The 23,174-nt window shown below is 41.4% G+C and carries 21 protein-coding genes; 11 read left to right on the top strand and 10 right to left on the bottom strand.

What is annotated here, in order from left to right:
* Positions 1–32: 32 nt before the first annotated feature.
* Positions 33–1,019: a hypothetical protein gene (locus ATS76_RS05490; protein ID WP_058551360.1), complete on the bottom strand. Its 987-nt coding sequence runs from the start codon at positions 1,017–1,019 to the stop codon at positions 33–35.
* Between the two features lie 410 nt (positions 1,020–1,429).
* Here ATS76_RS05490 and ATS76_RS05485 point away from each other — a divergent pair, with 410 nt between their 5' ends.
* Positions 1,430–2,938, top strand: a complete 1,509-nt coding sequence (locus tag ATS76_RS05485; RefSeq protein WP_058551359.1) for a DUF3360 family protein — start codon at positions 1,430–1,432, stop codon at positions 2,936–2,938.
* A 72-nt stretch (positions 2,939–3,010) separates the two neighbouring features.
* Here the strand turns inward: ATS76_RS05485 and leuD are convergent, their stop codons facing one another.
* From leuD to fabR, 5 genes are all read right to left on the bottom strand, one after another.
* Positions 3,011–3,610, bottom strand: a complete 600-nt coding sequence (gene leuD, locus ATS76_RS05480; protein ID WP_058551358.1) for a 3-isopropylmalate dehydratase small subunit — start codon at positions 3,608–3,610, stop codon at positions 3,011–3,013.
* Positions 3,610–5,010: a 3-isopropylmalate dehydratase large subunit gene (gene leuC / locus ATS76_RS05475; protein WP_058551357.1), complete on the bottom strand. Its 1,401-nt coding sequence runs from the start codon at positions 5,008–5,010 to the stop codon at positions 3,610–3,612. Before leuC ends, leuD begins: the two co-directional genes overlap by 1 nt.
* Before the next feature lie 55 nt (positions 5,011–5,065).
* Positions 5,066–6,142, bottom strand: coding sequence for a 3-isopropylmalate dehydrogenase (leuB, locus tag ATS76_RS05470; RefSeq protein ID WP_058551356.1), 1,077 nt, complete (start codon positions 6,140–6,142; stop codon positions 5,066–5,068).
* A complete protein-coding gene (gene leuA, locus ATS76_RS05465) occupies positions 6,139–7,692 on the bottom strand; it encodes a 2-isopropylmalate synthase (protein ID WP_010557777.1) in 1,554 nt (517 codons plus the stop codon). The genes leuB and leuA overlap by 4 nt, the downstream gene beginning before the upstream one ends.
* Positions 7,693–8,095: 403 nt before the next feature.
* Entirely contained in the window at positions 8,096–8,719 is a 624-nt protein-coding gene (gene fabR / locus ATS76_RS05460) for an HTH-type transcriptional repressor FabR (RefSeq protein WP_058403645.1), read from the bottom strand.
* 126 nt (positions 8,720–8,845) lie between these two features.
* Between fabR and ATS76_RS05455 the strand changes: the two genes are divergently transcribed.
* The gene (locus ATS76_RS05455; RefSeq protein WP_006793749.1) at positions 8,846–9,979 is read left to right on the top strand and encodes an acyl-CoA desaturase; all 1,134 of its coding nucleotides are present in this window, start codon (positions 8,846–8,848) and stop codon (positions 9,977–9,979) included.
* Positions 9,980–9,992: 13 nt separating this feature from the next.
* Positions 9,993–11,423, top strand: coding sequence for a Si-specific NAD(P)(+) transhydrogenase (sthA, locus tag ATS76_RS05450; protein WP_010557785.1), 1,431 nt, complete (start codon positions 9,993–9,995; stop codon positions 11,421–11,423).
* Between the two features lie 74 nt (positions 11,424–11,497).
* Here the strand turns inward: sthA and hemE are convergent, their stop codons facing one another.
* On the bottom strand, positions 11,498–12,562 hold the full coding sequence (hemE, locus tag ATS76_RS05445) for a uroporphyrinogen decarboxylase (RefSeq protein ID WP_008126752.1): 1,065 nt from the start codon (positions 12,560–12,562) through the stop codon (positions 11,498–11,500).
* 523 nt (positions 12,563–13,085) lie between these two features.
* Here hemE and ATS76_RS05440 point away from each other — a divergent pair.
* Positions 13,086–13,556 carry an Rsd/AlgQ family anti-sigma factor gene (locus tag ATS76_RS05440; RefSeq protein WP_058551355.1) on the top strand — a complete coding sequence of 157 codons (471 nt, stop codon included), beginning with the start codon at positions 13,086–13,088 and terminating at the stop codon, positions 13,554–13,556.
* A 71-nt stretch (positions 13,557–13,627) separates the two neighbouring features.
* On the opposite strand, the gene fkpA is transcribed toward ATS76_RS05440, so the two are convergent.
* Positions 13,628–14,374 (bottom strand): FKBP-type peptidyl-prolyl cis-trans isomerase, encoded by a 747-nt coding sequence (gene fkpA, locus ATS76_RS05435; protein WP_008126756.1) that lies wholly within the window; start codon positions 14,372–14,374, stop codon positions 13,628–13,630.
* A gap of 216 nt (positions 14,375–14,590) precedes the next feature.
* Between fkpA and ATS76_RS05430 the strand changes: the two genes are divergently transcribed.
* Complete coding sequence (locus tag ATS76_RS05430) at positions 14,591–15,589, top strand: WD40 repeat domain-containing protein (protein ID WP_058551354.1); 999 nt, start codon at positions 14,591–14,593, stop codon at positions 15,587–15,589.
* Positions 15,576–15,791 carry a SlyX family protein gene (locus ATS76_RS05425; RefSeq protein WP_058551353.1) on the top strand — a complete coding sequence of 72 codons (216 nt, stop codon included), beginning with the start codon at positions 15,576–15,578 and terminating at the stop codon, positions 15,789–15,791. Before ATS76_RS05430 ends, ATS76_RS05425 begins: the two co-directional genes overlap by 14 nt.
* A 30-nt stretch (positions 15,792–15,821) precedes the next feature.
* Here ATS76_RS05425 and ATS76_RS05420 read toward each other — a convergent pair whose 3' ends face one another.
* Positions 15,822–16,025 carry a YheV family putative zinc ribbon protein gene (locus tag ATS76_RS05420; RefSeq protein ID WP_010557786.1) on the bottom strand — a complete coding sequence of 68 codons (204 nt, stop codon included), beginning with the start codon at positions 16,023–16,025 and terminating at the stop codon, positions 15,822–15,824.
* 132 nt (positions 16,026–16,157) lie between these two features.
* Here ATS76_RS05420 and ATS76_RS05415 point away from each other — a divergent pair, with 132 nt between their 5' ends.
* The 5 genes from ATS76_RS05415 (at position 16,158) to ATS76_RS05395 (ending at position 22,014) form a co-directional block, all read left to right on the top strand.
* Positions 16,158–18,080 carry an ATP-binding cassette domain-containing protein gene (locus tag ATS76_RS05415; protein ID WP_058551352.1) on the top strand — a complete coding sequence of 641 codons (1,923 nt, stop codon included), beginning with the start codon at positions 16,158–16,160 and terminating at the stop codon, positions 18,078–18,080.
* Entirely contained in the window at positions 18,064–18,477 is a 414-nt protein-coding gene (locus tag ATS76_RS05410) for a TIGR02444 family protein (protein ID WP_058551351.1), read from the top strand. The genes ATS76_RS05415 and ATS76_RS05410 overlap by 17 nt, the downstream gene beginning before the upstream one ends.
* A gap of 1,032 nt (positions 18,478–19,509) precedes the next feature.
* A complete protein-coding gene (locus ATS76_RS05405) occupies positions 19,510–20,496 on the top strand; it encodes a hydrolase (protein ID WP_058551350.1) in 987 nt (328 codons plus the stop codon).
* A gap of 2 nt (positions 20,497–20,498) precedes the next feature.
* Positions 20,499–20,753: a YheU family protein gene (locus tag ATS76_RS05400; protein WP_058551349.1), complete on the top strand. Its 255-nt coding sequence runs from the start codon at positions 20,499–20,501 to the stop codon at positions 20,751–20,753.
* 64 nt (positions 20,754–20,817) lie between these two features.
* Positions 20,818–22,014, top strand: coding sequence for a dipeptidase (locus ATS76_RS05395; RefSeq protein WP_058551428.1), 1,197 nt, complete (start codon positions 20,818–20,820; stop codon positions 22,012–22,014).
* Between the two features lie 529 nt (positions 22,015–22,543).
* On the opposite strand, the gene ATS76_RS05390 is transcribed toward ATS76_RS05395, so the two are convergent.
* A partial coding sequence (locus ATS76_RS05390) for an EF-Tu/IF-2/RF-3 family GTPase (protein ID WP_082664322.1) occupies positions 22,544–23,174 on the bottom strand: 631 nt, incomplete at its 5' end.

The following is a 23,174-nucleotide window of genomic DNA, read 5'->3' as shown; positions in this document are numbered from 1 at the left end:
ATAATAATTTTTTAATACCATAGCGGTTTAAGTTAATTTTGGGAAATAACTGCGACAAGTGGCTTCTCTGCTCTGTTTTTCATTAATGTTAAAAGTGAATGATGGAAGTCTTGAAAAATGACCTCACCCCATATTCGCGAATAAACACCAAAATTTGTATTATCTTGCACGGTCGTTTTTAAAGTTAAAATGGTATTGCCGCTTTTATCTTCACTTAACTCATACCCACCGTAAAGAGGTGAAAAGTATTCGCCGCCTAGTTTTACATGTTTATCGAGTGCGTCATCGGGGATAGCATCAGGGTCTATGTCAAATCTATAAAGCATCTGTTTATTTGGCTGCCAATCCGTAATAACTTCTTTAAATATAACCCCTTTTTGCCATTTACTGGTTCTGGTTGCACCAACACCCGTAGCATTCATATTTGCCTCTAAGGGTTTAGGTACACCTATTAATTGGGTAAGCGAAAATGGCAATTCTTGAGGCTCTATCATGCTTACATTTGCAAGCTGCTGCCACACACGGTTTATAGGCGCTTCAATAATTATAGAGTTGGTGACTTCGTACGTTTTTGATAAGTTTAAATAATTCACCTCAATAGGTGAGAGCAATACAGGAAGCAAAGCTATTGAAAGTAAAGAACGGTTAGCGTTTTTAGTTTTGCGATTTTTAATAAAACCTGCCAGTAAACCGCCAATACTTGCAAAGATCATAAAGGCAGGCAAAGCCATTGCCACACAAATACTGCCTTCAAGTAACGTAATAACACTGACAAGTAAAAAAACAAAAATTGGCTGCCAAGCAATTATCACCATTTGCCTTTTAGTTAATGTTTTTGCGCTTTTAAATTCAAAATGAATACGAATATAGCCAATTGCAACGGGCACTAAAAACATAAATGATATAGAGACTAGGCTACTTAAATTATAAGTATCAAATAGCTCTACAAACAGCCGCATAAATATGCCGTAAAGCGTACCAAGTAAAATACCAATTGATTTAGGGGAGTTGAATTGCATCTCTATTCTTTATTGTTGTTATTAACAATCAGAAAGTAACAGAAGTATTATTCCACCACAAATAAAACAAAATTAACGGCTCCTGCAAGCAAATATCCTGAAATAAAACAAATTTAACAACCACTAAGACTAAAGGATAATAACCTGTCGTTAACACGATACTATTCGGCAAATAGCTCTGCGCATCATTAATGATGCAATCAAGAATATGATTTATAAAAACTTTTAATCACCTTCTGTAATTTTATGATTTTTAGTGTAAAGCTGTTTTTTAATTAACTGTATTAAAAATAATCATACACGACCTTTTGCCTATACATTCCTGAGTAAAAGCTGTTCTACCCTGCCCCTTCACCATTCATTTGCTTTAGGGCGTTTTGAAAAATAAGCAACGAGTAACAGGAGGGACTATGCCAGTTACCCCAAAGGGTCACAACTCAGATCACAAAGATACATTGCACGACAATATCAACAGCTATCAAAACAATCATAAACCCAGTTCAGAGTTTAATACCCGCGACGAATACCTAGAGCACGAGCTGCAAATTATGCAGCCAAAGCGCTGGCGGCCTAATTTACCATTTAGAGACTACCGCTTTGAATTTGAAGACACGATTCCAGCTATGGCGGGCGCCATTGGTAAAGTCGTTATGGTAGGGGCTATTGCCGCTACTTTTGCAGCGCCACTAGGTTTAAGCGATGCGTTTGTTTTAGAAAACGTACGCTATGAATTACTCATTGTTTCTATTTTTATTATTTTGTTTTCAGGCTTTATTTTACCCACCGCTAACTTAGCCGGTACTCACGGCCCACTTATTCCTCTTATTCCTATTGTGGTTGCCGCTGGTGGCCACCCTATGGCATTTGGCTTACTCATTGGTGTCTTTGGCTTTATTTTAGCGATAACCAAAGGAGGGAGTTTGCTGGCACGCTTAACCAGTAAGGGGGTGTGCGGGGGCTTACTCATATACTTGGGCTTTATTGGTACTATTTCGCAGGTTAAAAAGCTGTTTGCATGGGCTGAGGCCATTGATATGGCGCACATTGCATTTATTGTTATTTTGGCCACCATTTTATTGTATGCGTTACTAGAGCATTTTAAAAAGCGCTGGCTAGCGGTGCCGCTTAGCTGCCTTATTGGCGGTGTGGTTGCGTTTGCACTCGGTGCCCCATTTGAATTTAATACGGCACCGGGCTTACCAAATATGAACCCAGCTTATTGGTGGGGCGAAAACACAGGTTGGATGCTTGGCCTACCGACGCTTGAAAGCTTTGTGGTTGTGCTCCCATTTGCGGTATTAGCCGTGGCTATGTGGTCACCGGATTTTTTAGGGCATCAAGTTTTTCAAAAAATTAGTTACCCGCAACGTACTGAAAAAGTACAAATGAACATAGACGACACCATGCTAAGCGCATCGGTTAGACAAACCTTTGGCTCGCTGGCCGGTGGTGCTAACTTTACCTCATCGTGGGGGACCTACATTGTACCAGCCGCTATTGCTAAACGCCCTATACCGGCGGGCGCCATTTTAACAGCCGTATTTTGTATTATTGCGGGTTTATGGGGTTACCCAATGGATTTAGCCATTTGGCAACCCGTGCTTTGCGTTGCGCTTATTGTTGGTGTGTTTATTCCGCTGCTTGAGGCAGGTATGGAAATGACACGCGAAGGTAAAACAACGCAATCGGCCGCAATAGTTGTATTTGCGTCAAGCTTGGTTAACCCTGCTTTTGGTTGGTCACTGACTATGCTGCTTGATAACTTAGGCTTAATTGGCTGTAAAGAGCGCAGTGCTAATTTAACTAAAATGAGCCGCTGGGTTGTACCACTCATTATGTTTGTGGTTTTAACTACCGTTATGGCTATTGTTGGTATGTTACCAGGCATTCCTGCGCTAATGGCTGATTTTAGACATTAATTTAGGGTATAAAAAAGCGCGGCTAATATACTCAGCCGCGCTTTGTTTTCATATGTAATTAATTGCTTTTCGTTACTGCCAAGGGCGCTCAGCAGCAAGTTGTTTTTCAAACGTATCAATTTGTGGATTTAGCGTTTCGGTCACACCAATAAAGTCTAAGCCACTTAATAAACGCTCTTTTACGTCTTTACGAATATCAAAACTAATTAGCGCAAATTTATCGCTTGTTAGTGTTTGGTTTTCAAGATCAATTTGAATGTTTATATCGTCGTGCTGCTCACTAAGTACAAACAATTGCTCAAGCGTATCCGCCGGTAATGCAATGGCTAGCATTTGGTTGTTGCCGCAGTTATTAAAGAAAATATCAGCAAAACTTTCCGCTAAAATCACTTCAAAACCATATTGCTTAAGCGCCCATGGTGCATGCTCACGCGATGAGCCACACCCAAAGTTGTCGCGCGTTAATAATATTTGTGCGCCTTGGTAGCATGGGCGATTTAAAATAAAATCAGGATTTGGTTCGCCGTTTTCTAGGTAACGCCAATCGTAAAACAGTGCCGCATCAAAGCCATCGCGACTTGTCGATGTTAAAAACTGCTTAGGAATAATTTGGTCTGTATCTACATTGTTTTTATCAAGCGGGGCCATTAAGCCACTAAAAAATACGCTCATTAGACTTCTCCTCTTATATCAACAAAGTGACCATGTATTGCAGCTGCTGCTGCCATTGCAGGGCTTACTAAATGCGTGCGCCCGCCACGACCTTGGCGGCCTTCAAAGTTACGGTTAGACGTAGATGCACAGCGCTTGCCCGCTTCTAAGCGGTCGTCGTTCATTGCTAAACACATTGAGCAGCCTGGCTCGCGCCATTCAAAACCTGCCGCTTTAAAAATATCGGCTAAACCTTCGTCTTCTGCTTGCTTTTTAACAAGGCCCGAGCCCGGTACAATTAACGCCTCTATGCCAGCTACAACTTGCTTACCTTCAACAATTTTTGCCGCGGCACGTAAATCTTCAATACGGCTATTAGTACACGAACCAATAAAGACTGTATCTACTTTTGCGCTTGATAATTTATCGCCCGCTTTTAAGTCCATGTATCTAAGTGCACTGCGTATAGCGTCGGCTTTAATTAAATCTGGTTCTTGGTCAGGATCTGGTATGCATTCATCAACGCCAATGACTTGCTCTGGGCTTGTGCCCCAGGTAATTTGCGGCTGAATGTCGTTAGCTTCAAGCTCAACACTTAAGTCAAACTCAGCGCCTTCATCTGTTTTTAAGGTTTCCCAGTATGCAACTGCGGCGTCAAAGTTAGTGCCTTTAGGTGCAAATGGGCGACCTTTTAAGTAATCATACGTAATTTGATCTGGCGCTATTAAGCCCGCTTTAGCACCCATTTCAATACTCATGTTACATAGCGTCATACGGGCTTCCATTGAAAGTGCTTCAATGCCTTCACCACAAAATTCAGCAACATAACCTGTACCGCCAGCTGTACCTAACTTACCAATAACCGCCATAATTAAATCTTTAGAGGTTACTGTTGGGCGAAGCACACCGTTAATTTGAATTTTTAGCGACTTTGCCTTTTTTTGCTGTAGGGTTTGCGTTGCTAATACGTGCTCAACCTCAGACGTACCAATACCGTGTGCTAATGCGCCAAACGCACCATGCGTAGAGGTATGGCTATCACCACATACAATGGTAGTGCCAGGCAGGGTAATACCTTGTTCAGGCCCCATTACATGCACTATACCTTGGTTAATTGAGTTTAAATCGTAAAGTACAATGCCAAACTCTTTACAGTTTGCATCTAGTGCCATTAACTGGTTTTTAGATACTTCGCTTGCGGCATCAAGTGATCGGCTTTTAGTCGATACGTTATGATCCATTGTTGCAAAGGTTTTTTCTGGGCAGCGTACCGTACGGTTTTTTTCACGTAGACCTGCAAAGGCCTGCGGTGATGTCACCTCATGCACTAAATGGCGGTCAATATAAAGTAAATCAGTTTGCTCGTTTATGCTGGCAACGGTATGTGCTTGCCAAATTTTGTCGTATAACGTTTGGGCCACTTGCTAATTCCCTACTTTGTTAAGTCGCAGCATAACGGTGCTGCGCCTTTAATAATTAAATACGTGAAACGATGGCGGCTGCCACATCGCTTGTGCTGTATCCACCCTCTGGGTAGATATCTGGCGTGCCAACGCCTGCTTCTACGGCTTCGGCTACGGCTTTTTCAATGGTGCGCGCTGCTTCGTCTTGCCCTAATGAGTAACGTAGCATCAGTGCGGCACTTAATATTTGTGCTATCGGGTTTGCTACGCCTTTACCTGCAATATCAGGAGCGGAGCCACCAGCAGGTTCATACAAACCAAAGCCCGATTGATTTAAGCTGGCCGAAGGTAATAAGCCCATAGAGCCTGTGATCATCGCACACTCATCTGACAAAATATCACCAAATAAGTTATCGCACAGTAGTACATCAAACTGGCTAGGCTGTTTGACTAACTGCATTGCGGCGTTATCTACGTATATGTAATCTAGGCTTACTTCTGGGTAGTCTTTGCTCACTTCAGTAACGACTTCACGCCATAATACGCTTGATGCAAGTACGTTGGCTTTATCTACCGAGGTTACGTGGTTACTGCGTAATTTTGCTGCTTCAAAAGCAAAACGAGCAATGCGTTCAATTTCTTTACGCGAGTAGTTTTGCGTATCAAAGGCAAACTCTTCTTCGCCCTCGCCGCCTCGGCCTTTTTCACCAAAGTAAATGCCGCCGGTAAGCTCGCGCACACATAAAATATCAAAACCTTTTTCGCTGATATCTGCACGCAATGGCGATGCTGCGCTAAGCGCCGGTAAAAGCTGCGCTGGGCGTAAATTACAAAACAAACCAAAGTGCTTACGAAGTGGTAAAAGCGATGCACGCTCAGGTTGCTCGTTAGGTGGTAGGTTTTCCCACTTAGGGCCACCTACTGAGCCAAATAAAATGGCATCGGCGTTTTCACACGCGCTTAGTGTTTTTGGTGGTAATGCTTCACCAAATTCATCAATGGCTGCGCCACCAATAGCATGATGCTCGCGGTTTAGAGTAAAACCAAACTTATTGCTCACAGCATCAAGTACTTGCTCTGCTGCTGCCATTACTTCTGGGCCAATACCGTCGCCAGCTAATACTGCAACGCTGTAGTTTGTTTTACTCATCCTGCTTTCCTTTGTTGTTTTAAATCAGACACTTTTTGTGCACGATAAATTAAGTTGTAAACACGGATCATAGCGCGTACCGACGCTTCTACCACATCCGCAGCAATACCCGCACCGTGATAAGGGCGGCCATCGTATTTAGCAATAATGTTTACTTGACCAAGCGAACTTGCACCTTGGCCTGTGGCTTCTAAGTTGTATTCAATCATTTCAACGCTCATGCCGGTTAAGCGCTCAATAGCTGCAAATGAGGCTTCAACAGGACCATTACCTGTTGCGGCTTCTTGTTTAACTTCGCCATCAATCACCATACCAATGGTAGAGCTGGCCACCGACTGTGAATTAGACGCTGAGTTAACAAACTCTAATTGGTATTTTTCGTCTTTGTCGTTAATTTGATTTAAGTAAATCATGGCTTCAAGGTCGTAGTCGTACACCGTGCCTTTTTGATCAGCTAACGCTAAAAAGCTTTCGTATAAGCTGTCCATATCGTAATCAGCTTTTTGGTAACCTAACTCTTCTAAGCGGTGCTCAATAACATGGCGACCCGAACGCGAAGTCATATTTAATTGGTTATTTGGCACACCGACGCTTTCTGGCGACATAATCTCATAAGTATTTTGCGCTTTTAATACACCATCTTGGTGAATGCCCGAGCTATGTGCAAAGGCGTTTTCGCCCACAATGGCTTTATTTGGCTGTACAGGCATATTACAAATTTTTGCCACTTGGCGAGATGCGCGATAAATTTCTTCGCTTTTAATATCAGTGTGTACTTTTAAGTGGTCTTTGCGCATTTTCATGATCATCGCCACTTCTTCAAGCGAACAGTTACCCGCACGCTCACCAATACCATTTATTGTACATTCAATTTGGCGAGCACCCGCTTGTACAGCGGCTACCGAGTTAGCTACAGCTAAACCTAAATCGTTATGACAATGTACGCTTAAACGCGCTTTATCAATATTTGGCACGTTATTCATTAAATGGCGGATCATTGCAGCGTATTCGTCTGGCGTTACAAAGCCGACGGTATCGGGCAAGTTAATAGTAGAGGCACCCGCGTTAATGGCCTGCTCAACAATTTTACATAAATCCCAATGCGGCGTACGCCCAGCATCTTCACATGAAAACTCAACATCATCAGTGTAGTTACGCGCTAATTTAATTGATTTAACCGCCATGGCCGTTGCATCATCTAGACTCATGCGTAATTTGTGTTCAAGGTGCAAAGGGCTTGTGGCAATAAAAGTATGAATACGACTTTGCTGTGCTGTGCGAAGCGCCTCACCACAGGCTTCAATGTCTTTAGCAACCGAGCGTGCTAAACCACAAATGATTGGGCCTTTAACCTCGGTTGCAATACGTTGCACCGAGCGAAAATCAGCAGGGCTCGAAACTGGAAAACCCACTTCCATCACATCCACATTCAAGCGGCTAATTGTATGCGCTAACTGAATTTTATCGTCTTCTGTAAGGCTTGCTTTAAGTGCCTGCTCGCCATCACGTAAGGTGGTATCAAAAATCCATACTTTATCTTTGTCTTGCATAACTGCCCCTCATTCCTGTGTTACCCAAATTTCAATTTATCCCAGCCGCGAGATAAAAAAAACCCCGCAATTGCGGGGTTTTTAATGTTCAACTCAATGCAAACACACTAATCCCCGCTTACTTGCCATAGCAGTAAGAGGTTAAGTTTTAGTGTAATTAAACGAATATTTTGCATCTTGTTTCTTGTGTGTGTGTTCAGTGAGGCCTATTTTTAACATTACCTAGAGATGGAAGCAAGCATAAAAATTCCACAAAACGACTTAAACTCACATTATTTTAGGTTTTATTATTTAAAAAATAATTAATTTCAGGATTTAAATATCAAAAAAAGCCAAAACCACGCTTAAATATATAACCTAAACAAGTTGCTCTGCTTATATTAACTTTTTACTATTTTTTAGGCTAAGTTACTTTATTTGTTTCTCTTACATAATGGGTTGCACCACGCGTTATGTAACGCAGCTGCCAAATAACACGCTCAACTAGTTCGTCTAGTTGTTGGCCTTCTATATCTAGCGCCTCTGCGCCGGCATTAAATACCAGTGTTACCATGGCTTCTGATTGAATGTAGGCGTGCATGGCGTCGCACTTGGTTTCGCTTTCTAAGTAGTGAGCAAGCTCTAAAATAAAGTGTTTGATTTCCCGTGCGACTGCGGCTCTAAATGCCTTAGATGTACCAGAGCGCTCACGCAGTAATAATCTAAACTGGTTACTTGAGCTGTCTATAAATTCCATAAACGTAACAACCGAGGTATTAATAACACTGCCACCGTCGTTTGCTATGCGTCTGCGGGCTTGGCGCATAAGCTGGCGAAGGGTTAAACCGGCTTCATCTACCATGGTTAAACCTAGCTCGTTCATGTCTTTAAAATGGCGATAAAACGAGGTGGGTGCAATGCCGGCTTCGCGGGCTACTTCGCGTAAACTTAAATTCGAAAAGCTGTGATCTGCACTTAGCTGATTAAATGCCGCCTGAATTAAGGCTTGTCGTGTTTTTTGTTTCTGTTGCGCTCTAACACCCGACATCAACAACTCCCTGAATAATTTTATATTAATATTTAGTGATAATAGCTCAATTCCCCAGTCTAATACTTGACGGCGAGAGTTTGAAATACTATTTTAGCTTACAGTTGTACGCTGAGATTGAGAATGATGAATAAACCACCGATTATCTGGACAAACGTCCTATTTTTTAGCCTTACCTTTTTAGCGGCTATCACACTTGTTCCTTGGTATGGCATTAGCTACGGATTTACCAGCGCACATTGGATTGCTTTTGTAGCCTGCATGTTTTTTGCGGGACTATCTATCACAGCCGGTTACCACCGTTTATGGGCACATAAAACGTATAATGCTCATCCTGCTGTTGAATTTATATTTGCTCTAGGCGGCGCGTTTGCGTTGCAAAACAGTGCGCTACACTGGAGTAGCGATCACCGTATACACCATGGCCAAGTTGACGACCCAATAAAAGACCCTTACGCCGCAACTAACGGCTTTTGGTACAGCCACATTGGCTGGATGTTACGTGACTACCAAGGCGATAGCTACGGTGATTACAGTAATTGTCGTGATTTACAGCGTAATAAAATCGTTATGTGGCAACACAAGCACTACCTAAAACTGGTTATTGCCATGAATGTTGGCCTACCATTGGTACTTGGTTTATTGGTGGGCGACGTGTGGGGTATGCTTATTTTAGCGGGTTTACTGCGTTTGGTATTAAGCCAACACTTTACCTTTTTTATTAACTCGGTGGCACACATATGGGGTTCGCGCCCATACACTGAAAAAAATACCGCGCGCGATAATGGCTTTTTAGCGTTATTTACTTATGGCGAGGGTTACCATAACTTTCATCATATTTTTGCAAGTGATTACCGTAATGGGATTAAGTGGTTTCATTATGACCCCACCAAATGGATGATCCGCTCTTTAGCTGCTGTTGGTTTAGCCAGTAAATTAAAGCGTACCCCTGTTGAGCGCATAGAAAAAGCTAAAGCCGATACGCTTATGAGCAAAACGCAAACACGCCTTGCAAAATTGCCTTTAGCACAAGATAGGCTTACATTATTACAACAAGAGTACGATTTATTGCTGAAAAAACTGCAGACTTATTGTTCACTTCAAAAACAAGTTTTAGAAGTTAAAAAAAATAATATGGCAAAGCAGTGTGAACGTTCAGCTTTAATGGCACAATATCACGAGCTGGAAGCCGCCTGGGAAAATCAAAAGCAGGCATGGCTAGCACTTAATGCGAGGTTATTAAAAGCCTCTTTTAATTAATTTAGGAGTGGCTGTGGCCAAACAACCAGAACAGAAAAAAGCACCCGTAAGTTTCCAATATGACGCAATAATTATTGGTACGGGCCCTGGCGGTGAAGGCACCGCCATGAATCTTTCAAAAAACAACAAAAAAGTAGCGGTTATAGAACGCCAAGAAACAGTCGGCGGCGGTTGTGTACATTGGGGAACAATCCCTTCTAAGGCATTACGTCACTCGGTTAGCCGCTACATTGAATACAAAGCCAACCCGTTGTTTAATATTGGTGAGCGCCCTAGTCGTTTAACGTTTCCTGATATTTTACGTCACGCAAGTTCGGTTATTTCTAAGCAGTCTAATTTACGTAGTAGTTTTTACGATCGTAATCGCATTCATATGTTTCAAGGTGATGCGAGCTTTGTTGATAAACACACGGTTGAAGTAAAACGCCTTGATGGTTCAACTGAGCGTATTACAGCAAAAACCATTGTTATTGCCACAGGCTCTCGCCCTTACCGCCCACCTGAAGTTGATTTTAGCCATTCTCGTATTTATGAGAGCGATACTATTTTAGGCCTTGAGCACGACCCTCAGCGCGTACTTATATACGGCGCAGGGGTTATTGGCTGTGAGTATGCTTCTATTTTTAAAGGTTTAGGCGCTAAAGTTGATTTAGTAAATACTCGCGACCGTTTACTTGCCTTTATGGATGCTGAAATATCTGATGCACTTAGCTACCACTTTTGGAATAGCGGCATTGTTATTCGTCATAACGAAGAGTTTGATCGTGTAGAAACGCGCGACGATTGCGTTGTTATGCATTTAAAATCGGGCAAGCGTGTAAAGGCTGACTGTATTTTATTTGCCAATGGCCGCACTGGTAACACTGACACACTTAACCTTGAAGCCATTGGCTTAAAAGCCGACGGCCGTGGGCAAATTAAAGTAAACGAAACCTACCAAACTGAGGTTGAAAACGTTTATGCTGTGGGCGATGTAATTGGCTATCCAAGCCTTGCTAGCGCTGCGTTTGACCAAGGCCGTATTGCAGCTGATGCCATAGCCTGTGGTAACTGTGATGATAAGTTAATTATTGATATCCCAGCGGGTATTTATACCATTCCAGAAATGAGCTCAGTGGGTAAAACAGAGCAAGAACTAACCGCTGCTAAAGTACCTTACGAAGTAGGCCGTGCTCAGTTTAAACACCTTGCACGCGCACAGATTGCAGGTACTGAAGTAGGCAGCTTAAAAATATTATTCCACACAGAAACCAAAGAAGTACTTGGGGTACATTGCTTTGGCGAACGTGCCTCTGAAATTGTTCACATTGGCCAAGCCATTATGGAACAAAAAAATGGTGGCAATAATATCGACTACTTTGTAAATACCACATTTAACTACCCAACCATGGCAGAAGCCTATCGGGTTGCGGCATTAAATGGCTTAAATCGCTTGTTTAAATAAGCGACTTTAAAGCGTATAAACAAAAAGCCCGCTGTTATGCGGGCTTTTTAGTATTAATGCATAAAACGCATTAATTATTTGTGATACTGACCGCTTAGCTCGTGCACGGCATTAATAAATACACCGGCATTTTCTGGGTCAACGTCTGGCGTAATCCCGTGACCTAAATTAAACACATGGCCATTGCCTGTACCAAAGTCCTCTAAAATAGTTCCCACTTCTTGGCGTATACGATCTGGTGTACCGTGCAGCATTGACGGGTCCATATTACCTTGTAACGCCACTTTATCGCCTACACGACGTTTAGCGTCACCAATATTAATGGTCCAATCTAGGCCTACTGCATCACAGCCTGTTGCTGCTATTGCCTCAATCCATTGGCCGCCATTTTTAGTAAATAACGTTACTGGCACTTTGCGTCCATCGTATTCGCGAATTAAGCCATCTACTATTTTATGCATGTATTGCAGTGAAAACTCGTTGTAGTCGCGCGGACTTAATACACCGCCCCACGAATCAAATACCATTAACGACTGTGCACCGGCTTTTACTTGTGCATTTAAGTAGTCGATCACTGAATCAGCAAGCTTGTCTAATAGTAAATGCAGTGTTTGCGGCTCTGCAAACGCCATTTTTTTAATTTTACCAAATACTTTGCTGCTGCCGCCTTCAACCATGTATGTAGCAAGTGTCCATGGTGAACCCGAAAAACCAATCAGCGGTACTTCGCCTTTAAGTTCACGGCGAATAGTGCTTACCGCGTTCATTACATAGCCAAGCTCATCGGTTGGGTCTAGCTTAGGTATTTTTTTAACATCGGCAAGCGATGAAATAGGACGTTCAAATTTAGGGCCTTCACCTGTTTCGAAGTACAAACCCAAACCCATTGCATCAGGAATCGTTAAAATATCGCTGAACAAAATGGCGGCGTCTAATGGGTAACGACGCAGTGGCTGAAGTGTCACCTCACAGGCAAGCTCAGCATTACGGCACAGGCTCATAAAATCGCCCGCTTGTGCACGTGTAGCACGGTACTCTGGTAAATAACGTCCAGCTTGACGCATCATCCATACAGGCGTTACATCAACGGGTTGTTTTGCAAGTGCACGTAAATAACGGTCGTTTTTTAATTCGCTCATGGCGTAAATGATCCTAATGCTTATAGAAATTGTGCAAGATTGTATCACCATATTCATCGCCTCTCTATTTCTTAAAGACGAAAACACCTTTACATAGAAGTAGATCAACAATATTGATGGTTTTAATCCATTTTGATTATAAAACGAGCAAAAAACACTAACATTTAAAACTTTTTGTTAATATGTTTGCAACATAATAAAAACCTTGGTATTGTCTTTCCCGCGTTAACAAAAACAATAATAAATTATTAAAACAATAAAAATAAAAAGTTTTAAATAATAACAATAAAAATCATTTAATAAAAATAAGAAAGCTTGTTATAACAAGCCACTTGAAGAAATTAGACCACCTTAACCGGTGGTTTTTTCTTGCCTGCAATAAAATTTTGCCCCTCCTATCAAATAAAGCTTATTCGCAATTAGAACATCTGCATTACTTGTTGATATACACGCAAATTAAATATATCTTGATGTACATAAAAACAAATGTAACTAACAACCAACCCAGCTTAGGAGAACAGTTATGCTGACGCGTGTAGAAAAAGCTCAACAGAAATGGGGTGGTAGTCATACAGTAATCGATAACTGGCTCAATGAACGCCAAGAACTTATTGTACTGTATTGTAAGATTGCAGGGTTTGCGCCTTATGATAAAAAAGATCACGCGCTACCAGAGCCTGAACAAATTCAATCTTTTTGCCAACTGCTTATGGATTACCTGTCTGCAGGCCACTTTGAAGTGTACGATGATATTGCTAAAGCCTGTGAAAAAAAGGGGTTAGAGAGCCAAAAGCTGGCAAACTCAATTTATCCGCGTATTTCTAGCACAACCGATGTTGCACTTGATTTTAATGACAAGTACGCAGAAGTAAATAAAGATGATTTGTTAGAAGGGTTTGACAACGATCTTTCAGTTATTGGCGAATCATTAGAGCTTCGTTTTGAGCTTGAAGATGAACTAATCGATAACTTGTTTTCTAATCATACTGATTAAATCACGTTTAAATTAAGTTACACGAATTAAAAAAGGGACCTTAAGGTCCCTTTTTACGTTTTAAGCTTGGCTTATTCTGCTGGTGCTTCTGCATTTTGAATTTCTAGTAATTCAACTTCAAAAACAAGTGTTGAATTAGCTGGAATTTTACCAAGGTCACGGTCGCCGTAAGCAAGCTCTGAAGGAATAGTAAACTTGTACTTAGAGCCTACAGGCATAAGTTGTAAACCTTCAGTCCAACCCGCAATTACGCGATTAAGTGGGAATGTAGTTGGTTCATTACGTGCGTATGAGCTATCAAACTCAGTGCCGTCTAATAGAGTACCTTTGTAATGTACTTTAACAACGTCTGTTGCTGCTGGCTTTTCGCCTTCGCCTTCACTTAATACTTCGTATTGTAAGCCAGACTCAGTTACCGTTACGCCTTCTTTTTTAGCGTTATCAGCTAAGTATTGAACACCTGCCGCTTTGCTTTTTTCAGACTCAACTTTCGCTTTTTCTTCTTGCTTAGTGCGTACTGAGGTATCTAAAGCTGTTAACACTTCACGAATTTTTTCTTCGTCAATTTTTGCATTGCCAGCAAGTGCATCTTCAAAACCACGAATTAATAGCGCTTGGTCAAGCTCAATGCCAATTTCAGATTTGTCTGCTAGGTCTTTATTTAAAAAGTTACCTACAGAAGCACCAATACCGTATGCTTGTTGTTGCTCTACAGTGTCTAATGTTACTTCAGCTTGCTCTTTTTTTGCTTCTTGATTACAAGCTGTAAGCGCTAAAACCGACGCTGCAATCAATGACAATCTAATCGTCTTTTTCATTTTAAATCTCCGACATACTTTGCAGTTGTCATTTATTGTAATATTACTAGTTAAAGATTAATGCCCTACATGGTAGGCTGTTTGTTTAATAACTAAAGTCTGTATTGTTAGCTAAACTTAGAAATATATATCCAGTGATTAGACAAACAACCTAGGCATTTAACGCACCTAGTCTAACCTCTCAGTCACTAAGAGTTAAGAGGAAATACCTGTAAGATGTCGATATTTCGTACTTTTTTAATCGTTTTTAGCTGTTTTTTAGCCATTGCTTGTACCGATAAAAAAAATCAATCGGTAGAAAGCTTTGAACACACCGCACAAGGTGCATTTTCGTCAGCACTCTCTCACGATGGAAAGTACAGTTTAATCTCTTCTATCAACCATGGGGTCACGCTGTGGGATAATCAACAGCACGTTTTAAAATACCAATGGTTTCAGCAGCAATCGCAAGACAACTTAGTTTACAGCGTGGCTATTGCGTTTGATAACAGCGTGGCGGTTACCGCAGAAAAAACAACGTTCGCAGTGTGGGATATCAACACCGGCGAAAATAAAGGCTATTACAAAATACAAAAAGCCACGATTCGAGATATTGCCATTAGCAACCAAGGTCGCAGTGTGTTGTATGGCCGCAGCGATGGCGTGGTTGTATTTTTAAACCTTGAAACCGGACGTCGCATTGAGTTTTTAGGCCACCAAGATAAGGTAAATACCGTTGATTTAGCGCCTAACGGACGCTTTGCATTAAGCGGCTCTAACGATTACGTTGCCTATTTTTGGGATACCAATACTGGGCAAGTTATTCACCGCTTTAGCCACCCAACACGTGTTACTCAAGTAACCCTTGATCCACAAGGTCGTTTTGCGTTTACTGCCGATAGTATGAAGCAAGCACATGTATGGAAGCTGACTACAGGTGATCTTGTGAGTAAACTGGCGTATATTGCGCGTCAGAAAATTTTTACCGCCGTGCGCTTTAACGAGCAAGGCACATTGCTGGCAACGGGTTCGCCTAATAAGCGAGTTGATTTATGGCAAATATCAAGCGGTGAAAAAATTCAAACGTGGCAAGTTACGCCGCGAGAAGGTAGTAAACCAAAATCGGCCGTTGTGCTTGATGTGGCATTTATAGATAACGATAAGTCGTTGTTAACCGAAAGCTCCAGCGGTATCGCAGAGCGATTTATTATACGAGACACTAATGAACACGATTGAACACCGCGTAATGGAACTTGAAGCCAAAGTGGCTTTTCAAGATGAAACAATTGAAATCTTAAACGATGAGATCAAAGTACATCAGCAAATCCTAGCTAAAATGAAGCGCCAAACAGAACTGCTGGCAGAAAAAATTAAAGAAGCGCAAACCTCGCCTTCAATGATGTCTGAAGTACCTGAGCCACCGCCTCCACATTATTAAAAGGTGTGTAGCTAGGCAATAAAAACCGGGTTAGTCGCCCGGTTTAAACACACCAATGACTTGCTCAAATTGGCGAGTTGACGCCTGAACAGCGTTTTCTGGTTGTGACATTTTATGCCCACACTCAACACACTCTACTTTTTCAACATCATGTTCTCTGTATAGCATCATAGTATCCATGGCTTTACAGTCAGGGCACGATGCGCCAGCAATAAATCGCTTCTTTTGTCTCACAACATTTTTCCTGTGGTTTGAACTACTACTATTTTATCGTATAACATCACTTGTTGATACGCTTGATAAGCGCATTAAGTTCTATGGTATGATAGCGCCAACTTAACAAGGGCACAGTAAAGTAACGCATTCATGATCCAAATATCAGAAATAGAACTCCTTCGTGGCGGAACAGCCTTATTAAAAAATGCATCAGCTACGTTATTTCCAGAGCACAAAGTAGGCCTTGTGGGTGCCAATGGCTGCGGGAAATCAACCTTATTTGGTTTACTAAAATCTGAATTGCAACTTGATGCCGGTAATTGCAGTATTCCTAAAGATTGGTCTATTGCCTCGGTTAAACAAGAAACCCCAGCCCTCGAAATAAGCGCCATTGATTATGTATTGCAAGGACACCCTGAATACTACGCGCTGCGTATTGCGCTGAGAGAAGCAGAACAAAATAACGATGGCGATACCCAAGCCAAAGTGCATATTCAGCTAGAAAATATGAAAGGCTACAGCATCGAATCGCAAGCTGGCGAACTTTTGCATGGATTAGGATTTGCTAATAACCAAATAGAAAACCCCGTGAGTGCGTTTTCAGGTGGTTGGCGCATGCGTTTAAACCTTGCCCAAGCACTTATCCGTAATGCTGATTTGTTGCTACTCGATGAGCCAACAAACCACCTTGATTTAGATGCCGTATATTGGCTTGAGCGCTTTTTACGTGCCTACACAGGCACATTGGTACTTATATCGCACGACCGTGAGTTTTTAGATGCAGTAGTTGATCAAATTTGGCACATAGATAAACAACTTATCAATGTGTACAAAGGTAACTATTCGCAATTTGAACGCCAAAAAGCAGAGCGTTTATTACAACAGCAAGCCATGTTCGACAAGCAGCAAGAGCAAATTGCCCACCTAGAGCAGTTTATTACTCGCTTTAAAGCAAAAGCCAGTAAAGCTAAACAGGCGCAAAGCCGTGTTAAAGCACTTGAGCGTATGGAAAAGCTTGCCCCTGCACATGCCGACTCACCATTTAATTTTGAGTTTGCAGAGCCTACAGCCCTACCAAACCCGCTAATGAGTTTAGATAAAGCTAAAGCGGGTTATGGTGAAGTGACTATTTTAAATAATATAGAGCTTAACTTAGTGCCTGGTAGTCGCATTGCTTTACTGGGACGAAATGGTGCAGGTAAATCAACGCTCATTAAACTACTCTCTGGTGATTTAGAACCGCAAGCAGGTAAGGTTGTGCAGCACCATGGTTTAAATATTGGTTACTTTGCCCAGCATCAACTTGAATCGCTTGATTTAAACGCCAGCGCAATTACGCATTTACAACGTTTAAACCCAAAAGCTACTGAACAATCACTACGTGACTTTTTAGGTGGCTTTGCCTTTATTGGCGATAAAGCGCTTGAATCTGTAGCGCCCTTTTCGGGCGGTGAAAAAGCCCGTTTAGTCCTTGCTATGCTGGTATATCAAAAGCCTAACCTGCTACTACTTGATGAACCTACCAACCACCTTGATTTAGAAATGCGCCACGCGCTAGTGATGGCATTGCAAGGCTTTGAAGGCGCCATGGTTACCGTATCGCATGACCGCCATATGCTTAAAAACACTGCTGATGAGTTTTATTTAGTCGATGATGGCAAAGTAACTCAATTTGGTTACGACTTAGATGCGTATTACCAGTGGTTACTGAATGCGAATAAAGAAGCTGTAAAAGCCCAGCAAAGTGATGAGCCTAAAGCTAATTCAGGTGTGAACCGAAAAGAGCAGAAACGCTTAGAAGCCGAATTTAGAAAAGCGATTCAACCGCTGAAAAAGCAAATTGAGAAACTTGAAAAACAACTCGACAAACACTCTGCAGAGCTTAGCGAAGTGGAGGTTGCACTTGGCGATAATGAACTCTATAACGATGACAACAAAGCCCAATTAAAAGAATTAATAGCTAAGCAAGCCACGCTTACGCCTAAACTTAACGACATTGAAGAAGAGTTACTTATGGCGCTTGAAGAAATGGAAGAAAAAGAACAGGCCTTTGCCGATGAACTTGCTCAATAGCGATGACTTTTGGCAATTTGCATGCACTTTGTATGCAAAGCCTGGGCAACAACACACCTTGCTGGCACTACAAAACCAGCAAGGTAAAAACGTTAATCTGTGCTTGTTACTTTATTATTTAGATTCGTTAAATTTGAGCATTAATACAGCGCAATTAAGTCACTTACAAAAAGTGATTAGTGAGTTTGATACTGAGGTTTTAAAGCCATTGCGCAGGGCTCGGGGTTACTTAAAAGCAAATCAAGCCGAGATTGCCGATTACGCAAACATTCGACAAGAACTACTGAGCGCCGAGCTCAAGCTCGAAAAGCAGCAGCAAAAGATGTTGATCAATGCCGTTAATGGATTTGAGTTAGTAGCATGTACAGCAACAGATAATAGTGCGCTGTATTTGTAAGCAATCCCTAATTAGCTATCATTTTCAGCTGTCAGCGACCAGCAGCCTGGTTACCTTCATTTGCTACTCATTGTTTTTCTTTATGTGTAAAAGATCTTTAAGCCAATGAATCACAAAGAGGGCTAGAGGCGCTGCGCTTTAGAGTGACCAATAAAAACTAATATTAACCGTGCAACTGCTTGGCAGTTCTCATTTACTCCTCATGTTTTCTCTTTGTGCAAAAGATCTTTAAGCCAATGAATCACAAAGAGGGCTAGAGGCGCTGCGCTTTAGAGTGACCAATAAAAACTAATATTAACCGTGCAACTGCTTGGCAGTTCTCATTTACTCCTCATGTTTTCTCTTTGTGCAAAAGATCTTTAAGCCAATGAATCACAAAGAGGGTTAGAGACGCTACGCTTTAGAATGACCAATAAAAACTAATATTAACCGTGCAACTGCTTAGCAGCTCTCATTTACTTCTCATGCTTTTCTCTTTGTGCAAAAAGATCTTTAAACCAATGAATCAAAAAGAGGATTAGAGACGCTACGCTTTTAGATTGGGTGATAAAAACTAATAGTAACTGTGCTACTGCTTGGCAATTCTCATTTACTTCTCATGTTTTTCTCTTTGTGCAAAAAGATCTTTAATCCTGCAAGCTCGCTAACTTCTTTTGGCAACTTTGATCCAAATCAACTTCTTTACAGCTCTTTTTATAATCAGGAAAATAGCTTGATCTGGATCATATCAAGCACTGCTGAGCCAGCCTATGATTAACCCATAGACATCAGGAGGCAATTATGGACGTATTCTTTAGAGATTTTTTTAGCGACCCAGTGTTATTTTTATCATTTGGTTTTTTAGGCGTCGTTATTAGTTTATGCCTATTTTTTGTGTATTTTTTCATGAAAAAAGTACACGACGCTGATCTGACAGAACAACATTAAAAAATTAAGCACGACGCACAAAGCGTCTAATTAGTTACTAATTAGGCGCTTTTTATTCTTTTTGATACACTAACGCTTCGTTTTTGCAAAGTGTGTAGTACAAACATGATCCATACGTTTAAACCAGCATGGTGGATGACCAATCGTCACGTCCAAACCATAATGCCGCGTTTTTTCCGCCCTTTTCATAATACTCGCTACGAATTAGAGCAACTTGATACACCTGATGGTGACTTTATCGAGCTTGCATGGTCACTTCCGCATAACGAAACTGCCCCACTTGCCATTGTGTTACACGGCCTTGAAGGTAATATAAATAGTTTTTATGCCAAAGGCATGATGAAAGCGCTAAAAAAGCAAGGGTATGCCGTTGTACTCATGCACTTTAGAAACTGCTCGACCGAGGTAAACCGGCTTCCTCGCGCCTACCATAGTGGTGATACGGACGATTTAGCTTTTTTTATTAATCACCTAAAGTTACTGTTTCCAAACAGACCTTTATTTGCTGTTGGTTTTTCGCTAGGTGGTAATGTATTAGCAAAATATTTAGGTGAGCAAGCCCAGCGATGCCCACTAAATGCAGCAGCCGTTATATCCGCACCGTATGATTTATCATCATCAAGTGATGTAATACGCAAAAGCTTAGGTAAAATTTATCAAAAGTATTTGCTTGATCGTATGAAAAAATCGATGCAGCGCAAATTACCTCAAATTAAGCAGCAAATACCTATTACCACTGATGAATTAATGGAAATTGATGATTTATTAGAATTTGATAACCATATAACAGCTCCTTTGCATGGCTTTGAGAATGCACACGATTATTATCGCCAAGCCAGTGCTATGCCCTACTTAAAACATATTGCTGTACCCACCTTAATCATTCATGCGAAAGACGACCCAATGCTGTCGATTAAAGCGGTGCCAAGCAAGCAAGATGTGAGTGAAGATGTTACCCTGCGTGTTTCTGAAAAAGGTGGGCACGTTGGATTCATTAGCGGAAACAATCCGTTTAAACCCATTTTTTGGTTAGAAAAAGCCGTACCCAGTTATTTTGGCCAACACATAATAAATAAAGCGAGCAACCAGTAGTAATGATTATTCCTTTTGAGCAACTTGATAAAGACACCCTATACAATCTAATTGAAAGCTATGTACTGCGTGAAGGCACCGATTATGGCGAACAAGAATTCAGTATTGAAAGTAAAGTCGCGCAGGTAAATCAACAATTAAAAAGCGGCGAAGCCATGGTGTTTTTTTCAGAGCTGCACGAATCGGTCACTATTATTTCAAAGGGCGAATTTAAAGCACTGCAAAGTGAAGAGCATCAACAAGCATCGTATGATTAAAGTGTAATACTTGTAACTTTTTAGCTGAGCGTACACAATGGCTTTTTACCCAAAGAGCCAAAACATGATAAAACTCAGCACTCTAGTGGTAGCCATATCACTAGCTTTAACAAACCAAGCCTTTGCAGAGCAACCAATTAGCGCGTCAGACAAAGCGGTTAAACTTGCCAAAGACACTATTTTAATCGACACCCACATTGATGTTCCTTACCGCATTCACGATACGTGGGCTGATGTAACCAAAGCAACTGAAGATGGCGATTTTGATTACCCTCGCGCAGTTGAGGGGGGATTAAACGCGCCATTTATGTCGATTTATATTCCTGCTCATTTAGAATTTGAAGGTAAAGGCAAAAGCTATCAGTTAGCTAACCAGTTAATTGATGGGATGGAAGCCATTGCACAACGTGCGCCTGCTAAATTTGCAATGGCAAGCTCTACAAACGACATAGAGCAACAGTTTAAAGAGGGTAAATTGTCTATTGCTATGGGAATGGAAAACGGCTCCCCTATTGAAGGTGACTTAAAAAACCTTCAGCACTTTTTTGATCGTGGCGTACGTTATATCACCCTTGCACACTCACAAAGTAATCATATTTCTGACTCGTCTTACGATATTCGCCGTAAATGGAAAGGCTTAAGCCCCTTTGGTAAAGAGCTGGTCACTGCAATGAATAATATGGGTATGTTAATAGATGTATCGCATATTTCTGACGATGCGTTTTATCAGGTAATGGAATTGTCTAAAACACCGGTGATTGCATCACATTCATCGCTTCGTAAATACACTCCAGGTTTTGAGCGTAATATGAATGACGATATGCTACTAGCGCTAAAAGAAAATGGAGGCGTAATTCAAATTAACTTTGGTTCGAGTTTTGTTACAGCAAAAGCAGGTGCATGGGGCAAGCAACTAAAAAGCACAAAAGAGTCTGCCAAAAAACAAGGCACTAAATTAAGTAATGATTTTGATGCGGCTTATCGCGCTAAAAATCCATATCCGTTTGCAAGCCTTGAACAAGTACTTGATCATATAGATCATGTTGTAGAATTAATTGGCATTGACTACGTTGGCATTGGTTCTGATTACGACGGCGTTGGCGATTCACTACCCATTGGCTTAAAAGATGTATCTAGTTATCCAAACTTAGTACAAGGCTTAATGGATAGAGGCTACAGCGACGCCGATATTAAAAAAATCTTAAGTGGCAATACACTAAGAGTATGGAAGCAAGCTGAAGCGTATGCGAAAAAACACTAAGCTGTAAAATTTGTCAGTTGTCAGTTGTCAGTTGTCAGTTGTCAGTTGTCAGTTGTCAGTTGTCAGTTGTCAGTTGTCAGTTGTCAGTTGTCAGTTGTCAAAAAGTTTAATTAATAGCACGGCTTAAAGTCGTGCTTTTTTATGTGTTAAGTATAATTTAACACCAAGCTACTAATAGCTGAAAACGAAACAGTTTTCTTTAGGCATTAAAAAAGGCCACCTCAGTGACCTTTTTCTAACAATTAACTTATACGCTAAATATTACTCATTGAACGTTGCTACAAAGCACCTACGCCTAAGGTAAGAGCGCCACCTTCACGTGATGTAAATTGCAGGCATTAAAAAACCCGAGACTAAGCTCGGGTTTTTTAGTATTAATTAACTTAAAAGTTAACTATTACTCTACGATAGTTGCTACAAAGCACCTACGCCTAAGATAAGAGCGCCACCTTCACGTGACGTAAATTGCAGGCATTAAAAAAGGCCACCTAAGTGACCTTTTTCTAACAATTAACTTAAATGTTAATTATTACTCTACGATAGTTGCTACAACACCAGCACCTACAGTACGGCCACCTTCACGGATAGCAAAACGAAGACCTTCATCCATCGCGATTGGTGCGATTAGAGTTACTGTCATCTTGATGTTATCACCAGGCATTACCATTTCTACGCCTTCTGGTAACTGTACGTCACCTGTTACGTCAGTTGTACGGAAGTAGAACTGTGGACGGTAACCTTTGAAGAATGGAGTATGACGACCACCTTCATCTTTAGAAAGTACGTATACTTCTGAAGTGAATGTAGTGTGTGGGTTGATTGAACCAGGCTTAGCTAGTACTTGACCACGTTCAACGTCTTCACGCTTAGTACCACGTAATAGTGCACCAATGTTCTCACCAGCACGACCTTCGTCAAGAAGCTTACGGAACATTTCAACACCAGTACAAGTCGACTTAGTAGTCTCTTTGATACCAACGATTTCAACTTCGTCATTCACGTTGATGATACCCGCTTCAACACGACCAGTTACAACTGTACCACGACCTTGGATTGAGAAAACGTCTTCGATAGGCATGATGAATGGCTTATCGATGTCGCGCTCTGGCTCTGGAATGTAAGAATCTAGTGCTTCTGCAAGCTCTACAATCTTGTCTTCC

This window comes from Pseudoalteromonas sp. 10-33 (assembly GCF_001469195.1).
Lineage (GTDB): Bacteria > Pseudomonadota > Gammaproteobacteria > Enterobacterales > Alteromonadaceae > Pseudoalteromonas.
The sequence above is the reverse complement of the archived record's forward strand: the minus strand, read 5'-3'. Positions and strand labels throughout refer to the sequence as shown.

Excerpts from the sequence above, each read along its gene's own strand:
- ATS76_RS05490 (WP_058551360.1), bottom strand. The coding sequence starts at position 1,019 with ATGCAATTCAACTCCCCTAAATCAATTGGTATTTTACTTGGTACGCTT.
- ATS76_RS05485 (WP_058551359.1), top strand. The coding sequence starts at position 1,430 with ATGCCAGTTACCCCAAAGGGTCACAACTCAGATCACAAAGATACATTG.
- leuD (WP_058551358.1), bottom strand. The coding sequence starts at position 3,610 with ATGAGCGTATTTTTTAGTGGCTTAATGGCCCCGCTTGATAAAAACAAT.
- leuB (WP_058551356.1), bottom strand. The coding sequence starts at position 6,142 with ATGAGTAAAACAAACTACAGCGTTGCAGTATTAGCTGGCGACGGTATT.
- leuA (WP_010557777.1), bottom strand. The coding sequence starts at position 7,692 with ATGCAAGACAAAGATAAAGTATGGATTTTTGATACCACCTTACGTGAT.
- fabR (WP_058403645.1), bottom strand. The coding sequence starts at position 8,719 with ATGTCGGGTGTTAGAGCGCAACAGAAACAAAAAACACGACAAGCCTTA.
- ATS76_RS05455 (WP_006793749.1), top strand. The coding sequence starts at position 8,846 with ATGAATAAACCACCGATTATCTGGACAAACGTCCTATTTTTTAGCCTT.
- hemE (WP_008126752.1), bottom strand. The coding sequence starts at position 12,562 with ATGAGCGAATTAAAAAACGACCGTTATTTACGTGCACTTGCAAAACAA.
- ATS76_RS05440 (WP_058551355.1), top strand. The coding sequence starts at position 13,086 with ATGCTGACGCGTGTAGAAAAAGCTCAACAGAAATGGGGTGGTAGTCAT.
- fkpA (WP_008126756.1), bottom strand. The coding sequence starts at position 14,374 with ATGAAAAAGACGATTAGATTGTCATTGATTGCAGCGTCGGTTTTAGCG.
- ATS76_RS05430 (WP_058551354.1), top strand. The coding sequence starts at position 14,591 with ATGTCGATATTTCGTACTTTTTTAATCGTTTTTAGCTGTTTTTTAGCC.
- ATS76_RS05425 (WP_058551353.1), top strand. The coding sequence starts at position 15,576 with ATGAACACGATTGAACACCGCGTAATGGAACTTGAAGCCAAAGTGGCT.
- ATS76_RS05415 (WP_058551352.1), top strand. The coding sequence starts at position 16,158 with ATGATCCAAATATCAGAAATAGAACTCCTTCGTGGCGGAACAGCCTTA.
- ATS76_RS05410 (WP_058551351.1), top strand. The coding sequence starts at position 18,064 with ATGAACTTGCTCAATAGCGATGACTTTTGGCAATTTGCATGCACTTTG.
- ATS76_RS05405 (WP_058551350.1), top strand. The coding sequence starts at position 19,510 with ATGATCCATACGTTTAAACCAGCATGGTGGATGACCAATCGTCACGTC.
- ATS76_RS05400 (WP_058551349.1), top strand. The coding sequence starts at position 20,499 with ATGATTATTCCTTTTGAGCAACTTGATAAAGACACCCTATACAATCTA.
- ATS76_RS05395 (WP_058551428.1), top strand. The coding sequence starts at position 20,818 with ATGATAAAACTCAGCACTCTAGTGGTAGCCATATCACTAGCTTTAACA.